Annotated in this window: 16 protein-coding genes; 9 read left to right on the plus strand and 7 right to left on the minus strand. The window is 46.3% G+C overall.

All coding sequences use genetic code 11. The annotated features are described in order from the left end of the window. The first annotated feature begins 127 nt into the window (after positions 1–127). From QT979_RS26845 to QT979_RS26860, 4 genes are all read left to right on the plus strand, one after another. Positions 128–508 carry a response regulator gene (locus QT979_RS26845; RefSeq protein WP_333212238.1) on the plus strand — a complete coding sequence of 127 codons (381 nt, stop codon included), beginning with the start codon at positions 128–130 and terminating at the stop codon, positions 506–508. 116 nt (positions 509–624) lie between these two features. After that, a complete protein-coding gene (locus QT979_RS26850; RefSeq protein ID WP_333312189.1) occupies positions 625–1,059 on the plus strand; it encodes a hypothetical protein in 435 nt (144 codons plus the stop codon). A gap of 127 nt (positions 1,060–1,186) precedes the next feature. Further along, entirely contained in the window at positions 1,187–1,567 is a 381-nt protein-coding gene (locus QT979_RS26855; protein WP_333312195.1) for a response regulator, read from the plus strand. Between the two features lie 132 nt (positions 1,568–1,699). Then, entirely contained in the window at positions 1,700–1,891 is a 192-nt protein-coding gene (locus QT979_RS26860; protein ID WP_333212242.1) for a hypothetical protein, read from the plus strand. A gap of 79 nt (positions 1,892–1,970) precedes the next feature. Here the strand turns inward: QT979_RS26860 and QT979_RS26865 are convergent, their stop codons facing one another. The 5 genes from QT979_RS26865 to gatB all read right to left on the minus strand — a co-directional run bounded on the left by QT979_RS26865 (position 1,971) and on the right by gatB (position 7,793). After that, the gene (locus QT979_RS26865) at positions 1,971–3,203 is read right to left on the minus strand and encodes a pentapeptide repeat-containing protein (RefSeq protein WP_333212243.1); all 1,233 of its coding nucleotides are present in this window, start codon (positions 3,201–3,203) and stop codon (positions 1,971–1,973) included. Between the two features lie 107 nt (positions 3,204–3,310). Further along, positions 3,311–3,949: a Uma2 family endonuclease gene (locus tag QT979_RS26870; RefSeq protein ID WP_333312190.1), complete on the minus strand. Its 639-nt coding sequence runs from the start codon at positions 3,947–3,949 to the stop codon at positions 3,311–3,313. A 184-nt stretch (positions 3,950–4,133) separates the two neighbouring features. Continuing rightward, positions 4,134–4,721 carry a Uma2 family endonuclease gene (locus tag QT979_RS26875; RefSeq protein WP_333212247.1) on the minus strand — a complete coding sequence of 196 codons (588 nt, stop codon included), beginning with the start codon at positions 4,719–4,721 and terminating at the stop codon, positions 4,134–4,136. A gap of 39 nt (positions 4,722–4,760) precedes the next feature. Next, on the minus strand, positions 4,761–5,927 hold the full coding sequence (locus tag QT979_RS26880; protein WP_333212249.1) for a pentapeptide repeat-containing protein: 1,167 nt from the start codon (positions 5,925–5,927) through the stop codon (positions 4,761–4,763). Positions 5,928–6,290: 363 nt separating this feature from the next. Then, a complete protein-coding gene (gene gatB / locus QT979_RS26885) occupies positions 6,291–7,793 on the minus strand; it encodes an Asp-tRNA(Asn)/Glu-tRNA(Gln) amidotransferase subunit GatB (RefSeq protein WP_333212251.1) in 1,503 nt (500 codons plus the stop codon). 542 nt (positions 7,794–8,335) lie between these two features. On the opposite strand from gatB, the gene QT979_RS26890 reads away from it, so the two are divergent. The 4 genes from QT979_RS26890 (at position 8,336) to QT979_RS26905 (ending at position 17,535) form a co-directional block, all read left to right on the plus strand. Beyond that, a complete protein-coding gene (locus tag QT979_RS26890; RefSeq protein ID WP_333312191.1) occupies positions 8,336–11,611 on the plus strand; it encodes a PAS domain S-box protein in 3,276 nt (1,091 codons plus the stop codon). A 361-nt stretch (positions 11,612–11,972) separates the two neighbouring features. Next, positions 11,973–15,182 (plus strand): EAL domain-containing protein, encoded by a 3,210-nt coding sequence (locus QT979_RS26895; protein ID WP_333312192.1) that lies wholly within the window; start codon positions 11,973–11,975, stop codon positions 15,180–15,182. A gap of 547 nt (positions 15,183–15,729) precedes the next feature. Continuing rightward, entirely contained in the window at positions 15,730–17,319 is a 1,590-nt protein-coding gene (locus QT979_RS26900; protein WP_333312193.1) for a glycoside hydrolase family 57 protein, read from the plus strand. A gap of 54 nt (positions 17,320–17,373) precedes the next feature. After that, positions 17,374–17,535, plus strand: coding sequence for a hypothetical protein (locus QT979_RS26905; protein WP_333212259.1), 162 nt, complete (start codon positions 17,374–17,376; stop codon positions 17,533–17,535). A 42-nt stretch (positions 17,536–17,577) separates the two neighbouring features. On the opposite strand, the gene QT979_RS26910 is transcribed toward QT979_RS26905, so the two are convergent. Both QT979_RS26910 and QT979_RS26915 read right to left on the minus strand, forming a co-directional pair. Further along, complete coding sequence (locus QT979_RS26910) at positions 17,578–17,910, minus strand: type II toxin-antitoxin system PemK/MazF family toxin (protein WP_333212261.1); 333 nt, start codon at positions 17,908–17,910, stop codon at positions 17,578–17,580. Beyond that, complete coding sequence (locus QT979_RS26915; RefSeq protein ID WP_333312194.1) at positions 17,895–18,089, minus strand: hypothetical protein; 195 nt, start codon at positions 18,087–18,089, stop codon at positions 17,895–17,897. The genes QT979_RS26910 and QT979_RS26915 overlap by 16 nt, the downstream gene beginning before the upstream one ends. 89 nt (positions 18,090–18,178) lie before the next feature. Between QT979_RS26915 and QT979_RS26920 the strand changes: the two genes are divergently transcribed. Further along, positions 18,179–18,379, plus strand: coding sequence for a hypothetical protein (locus QT979_RS26920; protein ID WP_333212265.1), 201 nt, complete (start codon positions 18,179–18,181; stop codon positions 18,377–18,379). Positions 18,380–18,634: the final 255 nt, after the last annotated feature.

Genomic DNA, 18,634 nt, shown 5'->3' on the forward strand with positions numbered 1-18,634 from the left:
ATATTTGCCCAAATGGAATTATCGAGCCGTACCCCAACCTGAGTAATTCATTAAGTTATTTATTTTTCATTCCTTAGATTAATCTGTACCATCAATCCAAAATCCAAAATCTCCAATCCAAAATCCCATGACAGACAGACAAATTCTAGTTGTTGACGATGAAGAACACCTTCGGGAACTTGTGCAAGCCTGCTTAGAAGATTTAGGCGGATGGGAAACAGTGGGGGCAGGATCGGGAGAGGAATGTTTACAAATACTGCAAATAGAACAACCCAACGCTATTTTGCTGGATGTATCTATGCCGGGAATGGATGGGTTTGCCGTGTACGAGATCCTCCAGTCCGATCCGATTACCCGATCGATTCCAGTGATTCTGCTGACAGCGAAAGTTTTGCCCAGCGATCGGGCTAAATTTGCCCAAATGGCGGTAGCTGGGGTAATTGCCAAACCGATCCAACCAATCACCCTGACGGAAGAAGTAGCAGAGATTTTGGGATGGGATGAATAACTTTCACCATTTTTGTGAATTATTGTAACAATAACCCAATCTTTACCAAATCCTTACCGTTGCTATTTAGTCTCCTGTTATGCAGCTAACAGTTCTTTGCATTAGGAGGAGACTCAATGAATGCTTTTCAGGCTTTGAATGATATAAATCAGGAGCTCGCAGGTTCATTTTCCGGTTTGCCCACTGGTTGTCAGCAATCCACACTTTGGATTGCTCATACAGAGGAAACACCGATCACAGGCATTAAAATTCAAGAAAAGGATTTAACACTTATCCTTAAAGTTCACATTTCTGACATTGATCTTGTCAAATTGAATCTCCAAATCACTCCAGAAACTGTTTTAATCCAAGGTCAACCTACCGAAGTGGCTGTAGTAGAAGGTTATTTCCTTCCTAGTGGATTTCAAAGTCTCATTCCGTTGCCCCACCGCGTACATCCTGAAATCTATGCGGCTGAAATAGACCAGGATGGTTTAATACTTCAGATTGCTAAAGAGTTGAGAGTTGAGCAATCCGAAGTTCGGATTCAACTCTCAAATATACATCTTTGAGCGATTGCTTAAAGGTGTGTATTTGAGACCCAATTGGCAACCGAAAAATTGATTTCTAATCAACCAAAATAAAATGAACGCTTTGCAAGTAGCTAATTATGATGGCACTCTCCTGCCCGAAAACAAGATGAAAGGGAAACAAATTCTCATCGTTGATGACCAAGAACACCTCCGCGAACTGATACAGATGTGCCTGGAAGACCTCGCGGGATGGGACACCCTGGTGGCCGAATCAGGAGAAGAATGTTTACAAATCCTACAAACAGAACGACCTAATGCTATTTTGCTGGATTTATCAATGCCGGGAATGGATGGGTTTGCTGTGTACGATCGTCTCCAATCCGATCCCATAACTCGATCGATTCCAGTGATTCTGCTGACAGCAAGAGTTCTGTCAACCGATATGGCTCAATTTGCCCAAATGGGTGTTGCTGGGGTAATTCCCAAACCATTTGAAGCCACCACCCTGCCGGGAAAAGTGACAGAGATTTTGGGATGGGATGATTGACACTCCCTGGTATGGCAGATGCAGGATTCTTAAGACTTTACCTCTACATTGATAGAGTTGCTGCTTCTACGCAGCTTACAGCACTTGGCAACAAGAGACAAATACACTTTCATCTATAAAAAAGAGGTTTTTATGACAAGCTGTCCTTGCTGCACGAATCAAATGCTGCGTCACGTTCGCCAAAGTCAAGTATACTGGTTGTGCCGTCAGTGTTGGCAAGAAATGCCTGTTTACCCTCTTAACAGCTACGGTTCATCGCTCTCTATAAATTTAGTTAGAGAGTTAAGGATTAAGAAGCAACTTTCTTCAGAGGCGATAGTTTAAAGGTTAAATTCCCTCGCACAGGCGGGACGCCCGTGCCACGATGGAGGCGGATGGATAAAAGGGATCTCGCACTTACCCACTAAACCTCTTCAAAAATTGCGCCTCGCTGCTGTAGATTCACCTGCATCTCCTCATCGATTCCTGAATTATTCCCGAATCTGGCTGACTCGACATTTGCACCACTGAAATTAGTATTTGTTAAGTTCACTTCCAGCAGATTTGCGCCGCTCAAATTGGCACCGCTGAGGTTAGCTAAAGCTAGACTTGCTTTGTGCAAATCTGCGCCGCTTAAATCAGCATTTCCTAAGAAAGCGCCACTCAAATCTGCACCGCCGAATTTGGCATTTTGTAGGTTGGCGTCGCTGAAATCGGCATCGTTTAAGGTTGCGCCCCGGAAATTTGCCCGATCGAGATTGGCGCTGCTAAAATCCACTGCACTTAAAGTTGTTCCGCGCAAGCTGCTACCCGCGAAATCCAGTGCTGGATTGAGATTAGCGATTTTTGCCAACTCTACAAAGTTGTCCGTTTCAGCGGAAATAATGCGATCGACCATTTCCTGCAATTCCGATTCAGCTTCCGGGACACTTTCCTCTTCAGGCTGTTCAATCGGAGGCAAATTGTAGGATAATAGCGCCCAACTGAGAGCAGGTTTGAGTTTATTGGCTTGCAGGTATGCAGTCAGAATTCTTTCTAAAACAGAATGTTGATTGGGCGTGATTTCGTGCGGCCACAAACCCTCAGCATCTGTGAGATAAATATCTTCTTTAGTCACTTCAAAAGCCGCCGCCATCCGAAATTCTTTGGCAGTAATTTCTCCCAGCTTAGCACTTTTTAGCAAACCTTTTAATACTGATTTGCCTTGTTCTACTGCAAAAATCCAAGCTGGCTTTGTATCATCGCTGATTGTGGAAACGTGACAAAATATGCTCTCTGTCTCCTTAATTTTTTCCAAATTCTCGCCACCCTGAACTCCCCGCTGACTTTCGCTTACTAAAATTTCTGCACTGCTTTGAATGGGCAGGGTTTCTCCTATTGGCAAAAGCTTGAAAGCACCGACTAACTGACGTGATGCTACGGGTATTTCGCAGTTTTCTAGATAGAGTTTGAGCGTCCCGCCTTGCAGACCAAATTTGACGCGACCACCTAGCAGGGGTTCCCAATGCTCGTTAAAATTCAGGCTCAAGTGAATGTCGAGCTGCTGGGTTTGGGGTGCAACCGATGGAACGGGAATTGCTTCTAATTGCATCCACAAGCAATCTGGGTATTTGTTGTGAGACTCTAGCGATCGCATATCGGGTAGAATTGCTGGCACTACCAGCCTGTAATTGATATTTAAATTAGTTTATCATCTCTATTTGATCACAACACAACTTTTTTTTGTGGTTAAAATTGTAAATTTTGTTTAATTTTCTCCGCCCTTCATTGGTTTTGCTGAATGTGGCTTTTTACCCAATTCCGAAATGCTTTCACTAATTCCAAATAGTCCATTGTTTCTGCTTGTTCCAAAAATCTGACAATCTCTAATATCGGTAAGCTAGGAAATGCTAAACTGATCTCGCACTCAACGTATTCTCCATTTTCCAATCTGTTGATTCTGAATCGCACTCCATTATAAATCCAAACTTCCGGCACTCCCAGATCCGCATAAATCTGCAAACTATTTTCGGAACGACTGGTAATATCAATTTCTACCACTAAATCCGGTGGCGGATCTTGATTCATCTCGATTCTTTTTTTACCTTTAACTGCACTAACATTTTGGATGTAAAAACATTCATCAGGTTCTACACCGCTAAGTTCAGGACGCTTGAAAGTTGTGGAACCCCGGGGGGCAATGTTGAGTTCCAATTCTTCTGCTAGGGTTTCAACAAATCGACCCATTACTTTTTTGTAAAGTTCGTGTTCTGGAGAAGGTACCATAATTTCCAGATTGCCGCGATTATATGTCAGTCGAATTTGCCGATCGCCGATTTCGGCAAGCAAATTTTCGTAGGTTTGCCAACTGATACCCGATAGCTGGACAATTTGTTCGGGTGGGGCGAGAGTTTTAGCAGTCATCTGATTTTAGATTTTAGATTTTAGATTTCTCCCGCGAATAAATCGGGGGTCAGAAACCAAATTGTTTTGGATGATAGTGCTAGTTTTAGGCTTCATTCCTTTGCACTTTTACATTATATCATCGAAAAAAGCTCTATCGCTCTTTAATTACTGAGTTAAAATATCTGCTATCGAGCCAGATTTTTTACTCACCACTCTGCGCGGGAAATACCGAAGACAAATCTAGAGACAACTCGGTCAAACCCGGAATTACCACCGTCTGATTTGGCAGAACAACTCGTTGCAATTGATAACTATAACTCCCGTTTTGTTTCTGATAAGGTTCGCTGTGCATTTCCAGTTGAGTATCTACCAAATTAAATATCCAATAATCAGAAATTCCCGATTCAGCATAGAGAGATAACTTGGTTATCCTGTCGTATTTCAAAGTAGAATCGGAAACCTCAATTACCAGCAAAATATCAGGAGGCTCCGGGTGAGAAGATAAATAATTATCAGAACGATTGCGAGCAATAACAACATCAGGCTCTGGTTCGCTATCAGCCGACAAAATAATCGGCTCTTGACCGCGCACGATCGCTCGTTCTTCCAGCAGTGGGTACAATTTTTTAAGCAATAGCGAATTACAAACAGAGTGAAACGTACCTTTAGCAGCCATGATAATAATTTCTCCGCGAATCAATTCAACTCGGTCATCGGGGGCGAAAAATCCGAGTTCTCCCAAACGGTGATATTCGGCGATCGAGAATCGTTTTACAGTTACGGCAGTCATAGCTTTTCTTACCCTCTACAATTACCAACATTTCCCATTCTACTCAAAAATCCCGCCCCGTGCCCTTAATTCAACCTTCAGGGCTTCCGAAATTCCCACACAACCAAAAAACTTCGCATTTTCCACCACCGTATTTTTCAAATCAGCGCGGCTCAAATCAGTACCTTTTAAATTCGCACCACTCAAATTAACACCGCTTAAATCAGCATTTTTGAAATCAGTATTTGTCAAATTTGCATTTACTAAAATCGCATTCGGTAAATAAGCACTGCTCAAATTTGCGCCGGTTAAATTTGCACCGCTCAAATTCGCACGGGGCAGCTTTGTCCGCATATCAGCACCGCTCAAATTGGCGCTGCTGAGTTCAGCATCCCGCAAATTAGCATTGCACAAATTAGCATCAATTAAAATAGCAGCGCTCAGCAAAGCACCGCTGAGATCGGCCAAAGTCAAATCGGCTCCCCGGAGGTTGGTTTCGCGCAAATCCGCACCGTTAAAATCAGCGTAGTGCAAGTCAAAACCGCTTAAATTAGCTCCAGCAAAATCCTCAATCGGATTTAAACCCACTGTTTCTGCAAGTTGTACAAAACTCTTATTTTTATCAATTAAAAACAGTTCGCGGACGATCGCCAATTGCTGCTGTCGGTACTCGTCGGCCTTGTCGTAATCTGCTAAATACTTGTAACCGAGCTTCAAATACTTGAGAGCATTACGCTCAATGCGATCGTCCTTGCTGGTGCGCGCGAGCGACAACTGCTCGTGATAACATTCGATCGCACCAGGCAAATCTCCATTAGCATCGTAAGCTAGCGCCAAATTGCCCAAAGTTTCCAACTCAGAGCGCCCGTCGCCAGTGTCCCGCGCGATCGCCAAACGCTGCTGCTGGTAATCAATAGCACCAGAAAAATCCTCAAGAGCACAGCAAGCATTGCCCAAATTTCCCAAAGCATTCGCCTCGCCCCGGCGATCCCCAATTTCCCGCGCTAACAGCAAATGCTGCTGGTAGCAGTCGATCGCCTGAGCATAATTTCCCAGCGCTTCGTAAGCTACGCCCATATTACCCAGCGCGGCACCCGATCGCCGCTTATCGTCCATTGAGCGATACAGCGCCAGCGCTTCCTGCCAAGAACCCAGCGCCGCCTCAAATTGGCGTGCCTGATATTGCGAAATCCCCTGCTTGATTAGCTCGCTAGCTTGTTCGCTCATAATGTCAAAATTAGTTAATAACTAAAGTTGATATTAATCGACTCAAAGCGGTAATTGCTAATCGGTAATCAGTAATCGGGAATCGGTATGGCCAACCCCCCTCTCCCCCATCCGTATTTTCACGTCCGTGCAAAAAAAAAGACCAAAAAAAGAGAGAGCTACCTAAGTAACTCTCTCTGCCATCAGGGTGCATCTACATAACACAATATAACATGATAGGGATGAGGGGTGTCACCCCCGAACGTGAAGATGTTGTAAAGAAATGTAGATTAATTATAAAGTTACGATCCCCCCAGAAGGGCGAGATCGGGAAAAACCGATCGCCCGCTGCTGTATCCGCTACACGACCCCCTTAACGACTGCTTAGCCTGGGGCGTTAAGCTTGGCCGTCAGCAGCTCATTCGTCAGTTTGGGATCGGCGCGGCCGCCCGTTTCCTTCATCACCTTGCCGACAAAAAAGCCCAGCAGCTTAGTTTTACCGGCTCGGTACTGTTCCAGCTCCTTGGGATTGGCTGCCAACACGGCATCGATCGCTTGCTCGATCGCCCCCGTATCCGAAATTTGAATCAAACCCTTGCTTTCAACAAACTTCTGAGGCGAACCACCGTTTGCCAGCAATTCCGGCAAAATATCCTTAGCGATTTTGCCACTGATCGTACCGGCATCAATTAACCCCAGCAGTTCGGCTAAATCCTGCGGTTGGAAAGGAATTTCTCCGATCGCCAGCTTTTCATTTTTCAGATAAGCAGTAATATCGCCCATCACCCAATTGGCAGCTTGTTTAGCCACAGCGCCGGCGGCGATCGATTTTTCAAAATACTCCGCCACCGCTTTGTCGTCAGTCAGCACCCGCGCGTCGTAGGGAGAAAGACCGAGCTCAGTTTCGTAGCGATTGCGCTTTTGGGCCGGCAATTCTGGCAGTTGAGCTTGCCAATCCTGCAATTGCTCGGCCGAAACTTTGATCGGAGGCAAATCCGGTTCCGGGAAATACCGATAATCGCTCGCACCTTCCTTAACCCGCATACTGAAAGTACACTGCTTGTTTTCATCCCAAAGCCGGGTCTCTTGAATGATGGTTTCGCCATTTTCCACAGCTTGAATTTGCCGCTCGATCTCATAATCGATCGCCCGTTCGATCGCATTAAAAGAGTTCATATTTTTAATTTCCACCTTCGTGCCGAACTCTTTTCTGCCCACGGGGCGCACCGAAATATTCACGTCGCACCGGAGCGAACCTTCCTGCATATTCCCGTCGCCAACACCGATGTAGCGCACGATCCGGCGCAATTCTTGACCGTATTCGGCAGCTTCCGCGCCCGATCGCAAATCCGGTTCCGAAACAATTTCGATTAGAGGCACACCGGCGCGGTTGTAATCCACCATTGAATAAGTAGAACCGCTGAGCCGATCGCTGCCGCCGTGAACCAATTTTCCGGCATCTTCTTCCATGTGCAAGCGAGTGATCCCGATTTTTTTTCTAGTAGAATTTCCCGTCTCATCCACGAGTTCAATTTCTAGCCAGCCGTTAGTAGCGATCGGCAAATCGAACTGAGAAATTTGATAATTTTTCGGCAAATCGGGATAGAAATATTGCTTGCGGTCAAACTTACTGTAAGGTGCGATTTCGCAGTTGAGAGCCAGCCCTGCTTTCACCGCATACTCCAGCACTTTTTGATTTAATACGGGCAAAACTCCCGGCATTCCCATACAAATTGGGTCAATGTTAGTATTTGGGGCATTGCCAAATTCTGTAGAAGAACTGGAGAAAATTTTAGTATTGGTACTTAATTGACAATGAGTTTCGAGGCCGATAATGGCTTCGTACTGAGTTCGGTTTTTTATCGAAGAGGGTGCAGAAGCAGTCATAAGCAATTTAAAAGACTGAATAACTTTAGATTTTATTTTAGCTTTTTATTGACCAAAGTGATTGGAGAGTATTTGGAGGTAGGCGCGGTTTCATTGGTGTCAACAAGCGCGTCAAACCCTGAGTTCGGCAGGTTTAAACCCCTGACGTACTTGGGGAAAGCGTGTTTAGTTGAGACAAATGGATATCTGCATAGGCAACGCCCTGCTACAGATTCGCGATCGACCCACGCCCCCAGCCACGCCGCTCTCCTTTTGAGCGCCCCCAAACAACAACTCTGTGCAAAAATATACTTAGCGCCTGCTCCTGCCCGCACCCTTCCCTTATCCAGGAGAGTTTTAGATCCATCCACCACAATTGCTGATCAATCTGCACCCCAAATCCTTTGACTGGCAGTATTTAATAACGCCCGCCGCTTCCAACGATCGGCTCCACGCACAGACTAAAAATTAAAAATGTATAATTTAACAGGAAATTACATATTTTTATTTTTTAAGCTTTAATTTTGAACTCTCAAAGTAACACTTGCCTAAGTGTCAAAACTATGCCTGAAATTCCAGTTGAAAGTGCCAAACTGTTTCAGAACAGCATCACTGAGCTAGAGCAGGCGGAATTAGCCCTCGAACTCGCTTGGAACGAACTCGAAAAACAAACAGCAGAAACCATTGCTCACCTTGCCAACGCCGGCTCAGCAAACACACAGGAAATTAGCGATCGCTTGACCGAGGCTAAGCAACTCCGCCAGCAACTTCAAACTCAAATAAAAAAAGCCAACTCGCGGCGGGAATTTCATCTAGAAAACTTACCAATGGCAGTTGTAGAGTGGGACAAAGAATTTCGGGTAGTGCGGTGGTCGCCAATGGCAGAACAAATATTTGGCTGGAGTGCAGCAGAAGTAATCGGCAAATACTGGCACGAATGGTCAATAGTTTATCAAGAAGACTTCGAGGAAGTGTGCGCCGCTACAAATGAACTGTTACACAGCAGAGAAACCCGCAACGTTTGCCGCAACCGCAACTATACCAAAGATGGCTCGATAATTTACTGCGAATGGTACAATTCTGCACTCATCGATGAATCGGGAACAGTAGTTTCAATTCTCTCATTTGCCAGAGACATAACCGAGTTCCAGCGCGCTCAAGAAGAACTGCATCGGCGCGAACAAGCTTTCAGCGCCATCGCCGAAAATGCGACCGATATTATCGCCCGGTTCGATCGCAAACTACGCCTCCTTTATATCAACCCAGCAGTAGAATCAACTCTTGGAAAAAATGCCGAAAATTTGATTGGCAAAACCAACCAAGAATCAGGAATACCACCGCACTTATGCAGCCTGTGGGATGAGGCTTTTATAAAAGTTTTTAGTAGCGGCAAACAAGAAACTATAGAATTTGAGTTTCCCACTTCCGAGGGCATAAAATATTACCACTGTCGAGTCATTCCCGAGTTTGCTGAAGGCAATTCAGTAGAAACAGTTTTATCCATCTCCCGTGACATTACAGAACTAAAACAAGTCGAAGATCAGTTGCGAAAAAGCGAATCCAAATTTAAAGCCATAGTTGATTCTAATATGATCGGCTTAATTTTTTGGGATCTTAACGGCCACATTATAGATGCCAACGCCGCTTTTTTAAACACGGTAAATTATACGCGGGACGAGCTGCTTGCCGGAAAAATTAACTGGCAAGAAATGACACCGCCAGAATACGTGCGTTTAGATACAGAAAAAGTTGCCGAACTGAAGGCTAGAAATACTGTTGTCCCCTTTGAAAAAGAATTTATACGCTCCGATGGTAGCCGCGTTCCGGTGCTGCTGGGCAGCACATTTTTAGAAGGAACGAAGCAGTTAGGCGTCAGTTTTGTGCTGGACTTAAGCGAGCGGAAGCAGGCAGAATCAGAACTGCAAAAGCATCAACAACTTTTAGAGAGTATCCTGACAACTATCCCTAACTTCCTTTACATTTACGATGCAGTAGAAAACAAAAATATTTATGCAAATGAATCGGTCACAGCGATGCTGGGATACACTCCCGAAGAATTGCAAGATTTGGGTACAGACGCTTTAGCTAGCTTAATTCATCCCGATGATATGTTAAAGCTAATTACAGGTATGGAGCGACTCAAATACAGCAGCAATCCCTATGAAACGGATGACAGAGACTACAGAATTAAACACAAAAATGGGGAATGGCGCTGGGTGCACGATCGCTCTACAATTTTCAAAAGAACGCCCGACGGACAAATGAGTCAAATTATCGGTTCCGTACTCGACATCAGCGATCGCAAACAAGCCGAAGAATCATTAAAACAGCAAAAAGAACTGCTGCAAACTATCTTCGACAACGTGCCGATCATGCTCGCTTTCTTAGATAAAAATGGTGAAATAAACTGGGTCAACAGCCACTGGGAACAAGTGCTAGGCTGGAGTTTGGCAGAAATCAAAAACCGTGATATCTTGGCAGAATTTTATCCGCAGCCAGAATACCGTCAATATGTTTTGGATGAAATCCAAGCAGCAAATCAGAAGTGGAGCGACTTCAAAACACAAGTTAGAGACGGGCGAATTATCGACACTTCTTGGGCAAATGTTCGTCTTTCAGACGGCAGTTGTATCGGAATTGGTCAAGATATCACCGAACGCAAACGAGTAGAATTTAAACTCAAAGAACTCAACGAAACTTTAGAAGCTCAAGTCGCTCAGCGTACCGCAGAATTAGAGACGTTTTTTGATGCTTTGCCCGATCACATTTTTGTGGTAAATCGCGAGAATATGCGACTGTCTTTTGTCAATCAATCGGTTGCCCAAACTGCTGGATTAAATAGCAGGAAAGAGATGCAGGGCAAAACTATTTTTGAATGTTTTTCCCCAGGCAGATCCGCACAATTTTGTAGGGAAAATTCGCAGGTATTTGAAACAGGCGAAACTATGCACTTGCAGGATAAATTTGTGATGGCTGGCGAGACGACTTACTACGATACTTTTAAAATTCCCCTCAGAAATATAGACGGCAAGGTTTATGCTTTAATTGGTACTTCTCGCGATATCACTGAGTTGGTAGAGACAAAACAAGCTTTGTCAGAACGCACAGAGCAATTAGAAGCTGCCAATCAAGAATTAGAATCTTTTTCTTACTCAGTTTCCCACGACTTGCGTGCACCTTTGCGACATATTTCAGGTTTTGTAGAAGCGTTGAAACAGCGGCTAGAGTTAACTGAGGCTTTGAGCGATCGCAAAATAGTTCACTATATGGAAGTAATTGAAGACAGCAGCCAAAAAATGAGCCTGTTGATTGACGGTTTGCTCGCCCTGTCGCGGGTGAGTCGCACCGAGTTGAGGCAAATTCCGATCGATCTGAGCCGTTTGGTACAAAATGCGATTAAATTGACTAAACCCCCAGCCGTCGCCGATCCGGCCCAAACTCCCCACAGCGTTGAATTTGCCGTCGGAGATTTGCCGACAGTAATGGGAGATCCAACCTTGCTGCAACAAGTGTTCAGCAACTTGATTAGCAACGCCGTCAAGTTCAGCCGCGGACGCACTCCGGCTACAATAGTTATTGAGGGTCTACCGGATGGGACGATTTTTGTCAAGGATAACGGGGTGGGTTTTCCGATGGAATACGCCGATCGCCTGTTTGGAGCCTTTCAGAGGCTGCACTCCCAGAGAGAATTTGAAGGTACGGGCATCGGTTTGGCGATCGTCCAGCGGATTATTCACCGCCACGGCGGCACGGTTTGGGCCGAAAGCCTACCTAGTCAAGGAGCCACGTTTTACTTTAAACTAGCGCAAACAATCTCAAACGGTAATATAGATTCATAAGTTAAGTGTATAAGAGTTTTAAATTCAAAATTTAAAACTCTTATACACTTAAATAAGTCACAATCGGTGAGAGCATCCGAATTGTGGTGTGACAGAAGTGTTCACTGTCAGGAATGAAAGCGAAAGAGCTAGGCTTAGCGGTGCAAGATGCTCGTACTCCTAAAAAACGCTCTTTGAAAAATTGGGATGATCCCCAATGGGTTCGGTCAGCCCTCGACTACCGATGCTAAATAAAGGTCTTGCGAGTAGAGTATATAATTGATTTTGCTAAAAATATCGAGATAAAATTAATAACCAAACTCAGTCTAAAAAATTACTAGCAAAAACACGAATAACCAATTGAAAACCTCCCGAATACCTTATGTTAGATATAAATCAGACCAACTATCTACTAAAAATGGTAGCGGAATCAACATTAAAATTGTTGATTATCGAAGACATGGCAGAAGATATGGAATTAATAGTGCTCGCCTTAGAATCGGGGGGGGTAAATTTTAAGTGCGACATGGCAGAAACAGCAACAGAGTGCAGAAAACTGCTGGAGAATTGCAAGTACGATGCTGTACTCTCAGATTACCGCCTCCCAGGCTTCAACGGTTTAGAAGTGTTGAAATTAATGCAGGAATTAGGGCAAGACATACCCTTGATTTTAGTAACGGGAAGTTTGGGAGAAGAAGCGGCAGTTGAGTGCCTCAAAGCCGGAATGACAGATTACGTATTAAAAGGGCGGCTGTTTAGGTTGCCAACAGTCTTAGAACGATCGCTCCAAGAATACAAAATGCGGCGCCAGCAACAAGAAGCGATCGCCCAAATTCAGCGGCAAGCTCAGCGAGAAGCGATCGTCAACCGCATCCTCCAAGCCATGCGCTTCACCCTTGTACTCGACGAAGTGCTGCAAACCACAGCAGATCAACTGCACGAAGCTCTCGAAATCACCGCCTGCGCCATCTTGCAGCCAGATGCTGAAGGCGGAATCAGAGTTCGCTACATCAGCAAAGCATCCAACAGAGAACGGTTCGTCGGGCTAAATTGCAAAGTGGCTGAGCACTACCGATCCGATCTCGCGGCTGGGGAAACCCTGATCATCGACGAGTTATCGACACTGTGCCCGTCGCTGCAAGAATCCGCACAGTTGGTAGGGTTTCGCTCCGTCGCGATCGCCCCACTGCTCTACCAGGAGTCATTTTTGGGAGGAATTAGCCTCTATCAGTGCGATCGGGCGCGCTCTTGGACCGTCGAAGAACTCTCCCTACTCAAAGCCATAGCCGATCAGTGCGCGATCGCGATCCACCAAGCCGAACTCTACCAACAAGCCCAAACCGAACTTGCAGAACGCAAGCGCGCCGAAGCAGCAGTCTGCGGCATCCAGCAGCAGCTAGCCACAATGGCAGCCAACATTCCCGGCTCAGTCTACCGCACCGTGCTGCATTCCGATGGCACAATCTCCATGCCCTACATCAGTCCGGGCGTGCGCGAAGTTACTGGGTTCGGGGCTGAAGAAGTGATTTTGCACCCGGAACTCTTGACCGAAATCATCCATCCAGAGGACAAAAGCTCGTCTGACAGCCTCGTAGCATCATCGAGAGCGAGTCTTTTGCCGTGCGATCGCCAGTACCGCATCGTTCTGAGATCTGGGGAGGTCAAGTGGGTTCAAGACAGCGCTAAATTTTCCAAAAACGAAAACGGCGACGTAATTATAGACGGAGTAGCCCTCGACATCAGCGATCGCAAACAAGCAGAATCAGCACTGCGCCAAAGCGAACAGCGATTTCGCTCGCTGATTGAAAATGCCACAGACATCACGATCATTCTCGACGCCGAAGGAATCTTCCGCTACATCAGCCCTTCCGTCAAGCGAATTTTAGGATACGCACCCCACCAGGCGATCGGCCGCAGCGCCTTAGAAATAGTTCACCCCGACGACAGCGCCACGATCACCGAAACCCTCCACAAAGCCATTGAAAACCCCAAAAGAAGCCAGTGCCCAGTTGAGTACCGAGTCCGCCACCGCAACGGTTCCTGGTGTTATGTAGAAGCTGTAGCCACCAACTTGCTGTACGATCCCGCAGTCAAGGGAATCGTGATTAACTGTCACGACATCACTCAGCGCAAACTCGCCGAAGAACAACTGCTGCACGATGCTTTTCACGACGCCCTCACCGGATTGCCCAACCGATCGCTATTTACCGATCGGCTCGAACACGCTCTGAGGATGGCAAAACGGCGCAAAGACTACTTGTTTGCCGTGCTGTTTCTCGATTTAGATAGATTTAAAGTAGTCAACGATTCCCTCGGCCACGCCATCGGCGATCAACTGCTAGTATCGATCGCGCGGCGTCTGGAAGCTTGTCTGAGGGTCGGAGATACAGTGGCTCGCCTTGGAGGAGACGAGTTTGTGCTGTTGTTAGAAGACATCGAGGGCATCAATGAAGCTACCACCATTGTCAACCGTCTGCAAAAGAAAATCACCTCCCCTATCCTTCTAGACGGACACGAAGTATTTATCACCGCCAGCATCGGCATAGCTTTGAGTTCTGGCGAATACGTGGAACCGACAACCCTGCTGCGCGACGCCGACACAGCAATGTACCGCGCCAAAGAACTCGGCCGATCCCGACACGAAGTTTTCAACAGTTCCATGCACGCCCACGCTTTGCGGCTATTGCAGCTAGAAAACGACCTGCGGCGGGCGATCGAATCAATTAGAGAACCGATCAGAGAAGAAGACTTTCCCTCCTCCCCCGAATCAGCCTTACCTCCCTTATCCCCAGCGCCCCAGTTTATTATTCACTACCAGCCGATCGTGTCGATCGCCAACAACACAATTACCAGTTTTGAGGCCCTAGTGCGCTGGCAGCATCCAGAACGTGGCTTAGTTTCCCCCGGTGAATTCATCACCATCGCCGAAGAAACCGGCTTGATCGTACCGCTGGGCCGCTGGGTACTCCGCACAGCTTGCCACCAAATCCGCCAGTGGCAGCAGCTATTTCCCAGCAATCCCCCCTTAAGCGTTAGCGTCAACATTTCTGTCAAACAGTTTTCTCAGCCCGATTTAATCGAATACATCGACCAAGTTCTCGCAGAAACTCACCTCGACGGCAGCAGTTTAAAACTAGAAATTACCGAAAGCGTACTCATAGAAAATTCCGAATCAGTAACAGCAATGCTGGTGCAGCTCAGAACCCGAAACATACACTTGTGTATTGACGACTTCGGCACCGGCTATTCCTCGCTCTCCTACCTGCACCGCTTCCCCACCAATACCTTAAAAATAGACCGCTCTTTTGTTAGCAGGATGGGAGGTGAGTTCGATTTCAGTAAAGGAGGCATTGATCCGACAGAAATTGTGCGGTCGATCGTTACTTTATCCCACAATTTAGGCATGGATGTAGTAGCCGAAGGAGTCGAAGAAGCCTCGCAACTATCTATACTAAAAGGGTTAAAATGTGAGTACGCCCAGGGATTCTTTTTCTCAAAGCCAGTAGACTCTCAAACAGCAGCAACCCTAATCCGACAGCAAGCAGAAAATCAGAATTTGCTGACATTTAGTTTGTTAGAGAAAGGCCATTAAAAAAACACGGCATTTTGTGAGTCCCGTTTCAGCATAAAATCTTAAAATATTTTAAAGCTGTGCCTAACTGGCGTCAGTTAATAACTACGGCATCCAAATCAATGTCAATGACCCCGGTCTCTAGATACGCTTCTTGCTTCGGGCCTAAGACTTAAACCATAGTTGACCAGAGGCGTACCTGCGTACTACGTTAACGGTAAGAGTTAAAGGCCTACCAGGGAATGCTCTCGCTAGTTCCTTGCCAAGCGAAATTTAGGATTAAACAGACTTATTGGGTTAAATCAGTTTCCTAGATATAGTATCGGCTCTTAACTCAGGCGCAAGCTAACATTACCCCTCTCATAGAGGCTCATAAAGGAGCGAACATTATGCGATCGCCGGTTGCGAGGTTGGATGTGGTAATTGTCCCACTGAAAGTACATTACAAAAGTACACTCCCATCTAGCAATCCCCGTGTAATGGAAAGATTCACGGCGGTTGAAACCGCCTAGCCGTTTCCCACGAGCGGTCTAAAGACACGCTCGTTTCCCACTTACCAAATTTTTTTATGACTATTGGCTACCTCGCACTCGTTCTCCACGCCCACTTGCCCTTTGTCCGCCACCCCGAAAGCGACTACGTTTTAGAAGAAGAATGGCTGTTTGAGGCGATCGCGGAAACCTACATTCCCCTGCTGCAAGTCTTTGAAGGGCTCAAGCGCGACGGCATCGACTTTAAAATTACCATGAGCATGACGCCGCCATTGGTTGCCATGCTGCGCGACCCCTTGCTGCAAGACCGCTTCGACGACCACTTAGCTAAACTCGAAGAATTAGCGGATCTCGAAATCGAGCACAATAGCGGAAATGGTCACCTCCGCTATTTGGCAGAACATTACGCCGCCCATTTCTCTCAAGTCCGCAACTTTTGGGAAAAGTACGATCGAGATTTAGTCAAAGCCTTCAAAGAACACCAAGATACCAACAACCTCGAAATCATCACCTGCGGCGCCACCCACGGCTACCTACCGCTGATGAAAATGTACCCCGAAGCAGTTTGGGCACAAATTCAAGTAGCTTGCGACAACTACGAAGCAAACTTCGGCCGCCGACCAAAAGGTATTTGGCTGCCCGAATGCGCCTACTATGAAGGCTTAGAACGGATGTTAGCCGACGCCGGCCTCCGCTACTTTCTTACAGACGGTCACGGCATCCTCTACGCCCGCCCGCGTCCCCGCTACGGCAGCTACGCCCCAATTTTCACCGAATGCGGAGTAGCAGCCTTCGGCCGGGATCACGAATCCTCGCAGCAGGTTTGGTCTTCCGAAGTCGGCTATCCCGGCGCCGCCGAATACCGCGAATTCTACAAAGATTTGGGCTGGGAAGCTGACTACGATTACATTAAGCCCTACATCATGCCCAACGGCCAGCGGAAAAATACCGGGATTAAATATCACAAAATCACCGGTCGCGGATTGGGTTTAGGCGATAAACAGTTGTACGATCCTTACTGGGCAAGGGAAAAAGCAGCGGAGCACGCCAGCAACTTTGCTTTCAACCGCGAACGCCAAGTCGAACACCTCAACGGCATTATGCAGCGTCCGCCGATTATTGTTTCGCCTTACGACGCCGAACTTTTCGGTCACTGGTGGTACGAAGGGCCTTGGTTCTTAGATTACCTGTTCCGCAAGAGTTGGTACGACCAAAATACCTACAAGATGACGCACTTAGCCGATTATTTGCGGGGAAATCCGACTCAGCAAGTGTGCCGCCCGTCTCAGTCGAGTTGGGGTTTCCGGGGTTTCCACGAGTATTGGTTGAATGAGACGAATGCTTGGATTTACCCGCATTTGCACAAGGCTGCGGAACGGATGATTGAGTTGGGAAGTATGGAACCGGAAGATGAGTTGCAATATCGTGCTTTGAACCAGGCGGCGCGGGAAGTGCTGCTAGCTCAATCTTCTGACTGGGCATTTATCATGCGTACAGGGACGATGGTGCCCTATGCAGTGCGGCGGACTCGATCGCACTTAATGCGCTTTCATAAACTTTACGATGAAGTGAAAGAAGGGAAAGTTGATTCGGGTTGGTTGGAGAAGGTTGAGGAGATTGATAATATTTTCCCTGAAATTAACTATCGCGTTTATCGATCGCTTTAAGTCTCGTTTCCCCTCCCATCCTGTCCCCCCACCCCTGCTTAAGGAAGGGACAGGATGTTAATTAAAATTATAGGTGATGGGGCGATCGCCAGGAGTGGAATGAGAAGGGCGATATTAGGTTGGGAGTGTGAGTGCGATCGCATTTTTAGTCTGGAAAGGTTGATCGCACTTTATCTCTTTTTATCAACGCGCGGGCGATCGCACAACACAATCTAGTCAAACAGCATTTTGAGCTGAGGAACGCTTGACAATAGAGAATTACTGGTGAATAATTTCAACTATCTTGGCGATCGCCTCGTTCAACTTCTCAGGTTTAAGCTTACCAGCTTTATAAAGTATAATTTCTTCATCAGCGGTAAACAAGCGATTAGGTCTAATGTTGCTCGTTTGGTTAAGTCCGCCCTCGCTAAAATCACTACTTTCAAGGGTAATAGCATAGCGATCGGCGAGCGTCTGGCTAGTAATCTGACAAAGAATTAGATCGTCTCCTGCCAAAGTTGCTATGACTAAAGCCGGTCGGCGCTTGGCTTGTGTTAAATCTGAAAATGGGAAAGGAACAACTATCACATCACCTTTTACAAATTCTGCCATGCTTCATCCTCCTCTAATCTTAACCAGTCTTTTTGCAAAGAAAATTCACTGAGCAGGCTTGCTTCTAACTTATCTTTATCATACTTGGCTTTGAGAAATTGCAGAAAATCCCAAACTTCTTCTAATATAAATTCGGGGATATTATCCACTTCTTTAATGAGCAATTCTTTAGCGTTCATGTCATTTACCTATAAAGACATAGTAACTGTTAATCTATGATAGCATCCTTGAGATTAGCAGCGCTCAGTTGCGATCGCTCCCCATCTTCATGACCGACGGACAACCGCAAGCAGCCCGCCAAATTCCGGCTGACGCTCAATCCATCCTCGCTTACCTACCAGATCGCATCCGCATCGCCCTCATTACCCGCGCGGCGGCTATTGAGTATCCCATCGAAGCTGTCGTTGAAATGGCGATCGCACTTTATGTCTTTTTCTCAACGCGCAGGCTATCGCTCTTTTTGGCCTGAAAATGGCTATCGCCGATGCCAGCAAATAGCCAGCAAATTAGAAAGAAAGCTGCCAGAATTCACTCAAATAGAAGCGGAACCAAATCGAGAAATTTAACTCGCGAAGTTAAAGCAATTGTTAGTTGAAATTAGAACCCCAATATTTGATTGTGCTAAATAATTGCAGCATTTGCCAGGATAAGTAGATAGGCGGGAAAAAACCAATCTATGTAACAAAACATTAAGTTGCCTGATTGGAGTTAAACTTAAGACGTT

It is taken from the genome of Microcoleus sp. w2-18bC1 (assembly GCF_036700365.1).
Classification (GTDB): Bacteria; Cyanobacteriota; Cyanobacteriia; order Cyanobacteriales; family Microcoleaceae; genus Microcoleus.

Coding starts and splice junctions, on each gene's coding strand:
- QT979_RS26910 (WP_333212261.1), bottom strand. CDS start 17,910: ATGGCAGAATTTGTAAAAGGTGATGTGATAGTTGTTCCTTTCCCATTT.
- QT979_RS26905 (WP_333212259.1), top strand. CDS start 17,374: ATGTTAATTAAAATTATAGGTGATGGGGCGATCGCCAGGAGTGGAATG.
- QT979_RS26880 (WP_333212249.1), bottom strand. CDS start 5,927: ATGAGCGAACAAGCTAGCGAGCTAATCAAGCAGGGGATTTCGCAATAT.
- QT979_RS26895 (WP_333312192.1), top strand. CDS start 11,973: ATGTTAGATATAAATCAGACCAACTATCTACTAAAAATGGTAGCGGAA.
- QT979_RS26850 (WP_333312189.1), top strand. CDS start 625: ATGAATGCTTTTCAGGCTTTGAATGATATAAATCAGGAGCTCGCAGGT.
- gatB (WP_333212251.1), bottom strand. CDS start 7,793: ATGACTGCTTCTGCACCCTCTTCGATAAAAAACCGAACTCAGTACGAA.
- QT979_RS26870 (WP_333312190.1), bottom strand. CDS start 3,949: ATGACTGCTAAAACTCTCGCCCCACCCGAACAAATTGTCCAGCTATCG.
- QT979_RS26900 (WP_333312193.1), top strand. CDS start 15,730: ATGACTATTGGCTACCTCGCACTCGTTCTCCACGCCCACTTGCCCTTT.
- QT979_RS26845 (WP_333212238.1), top strand. CDS start 128: ATGACAGACAGACAAATTCTAGTTGTTGACGATGAAGAACACCTTCGG.
- QT979_RS26855 (WP_333312195.1), top strand. CDS start 1,187: ATGAAAGGGAAACAAATTCTCATCGTTGATGACCAAGAACACCTCCGC.
- QT979_RS26920 (WP_333212265.1), top strand. CDS start 18,179: ATGACCGACGGACAACCGCAAGCAGCCCGCCAAATTCCGGCTGACGCT.
- QT979_RS26890 (WP_333312191.1), top strand. CDS start 8,336: ATGCCTGAAATTCCAGTTGAAAGTGCCAAACTGTTTCAGAACAGCATC.
- QT979_RS26915 (WP_333312194.1), bottom strand. CDS start 18,089: ATGAACGCTAAAGAATTGCTCATTAAAGAAGTGGATAATATCCCCGAA.
- QT979_RS26860 (WP_333212242.1), top strand. CDS start 1,700: ATGACAAGCTGTCCTTGCTGCACGAATCAAATGCTGCGTCACGTTCGC.
- QT979_RS26875 (WP_333212247.1), bottom strand. CDS start 4,721: ATGACTGCCGTAACTGTAAAACGATTCTCGATCGCCGAATATCACCGT.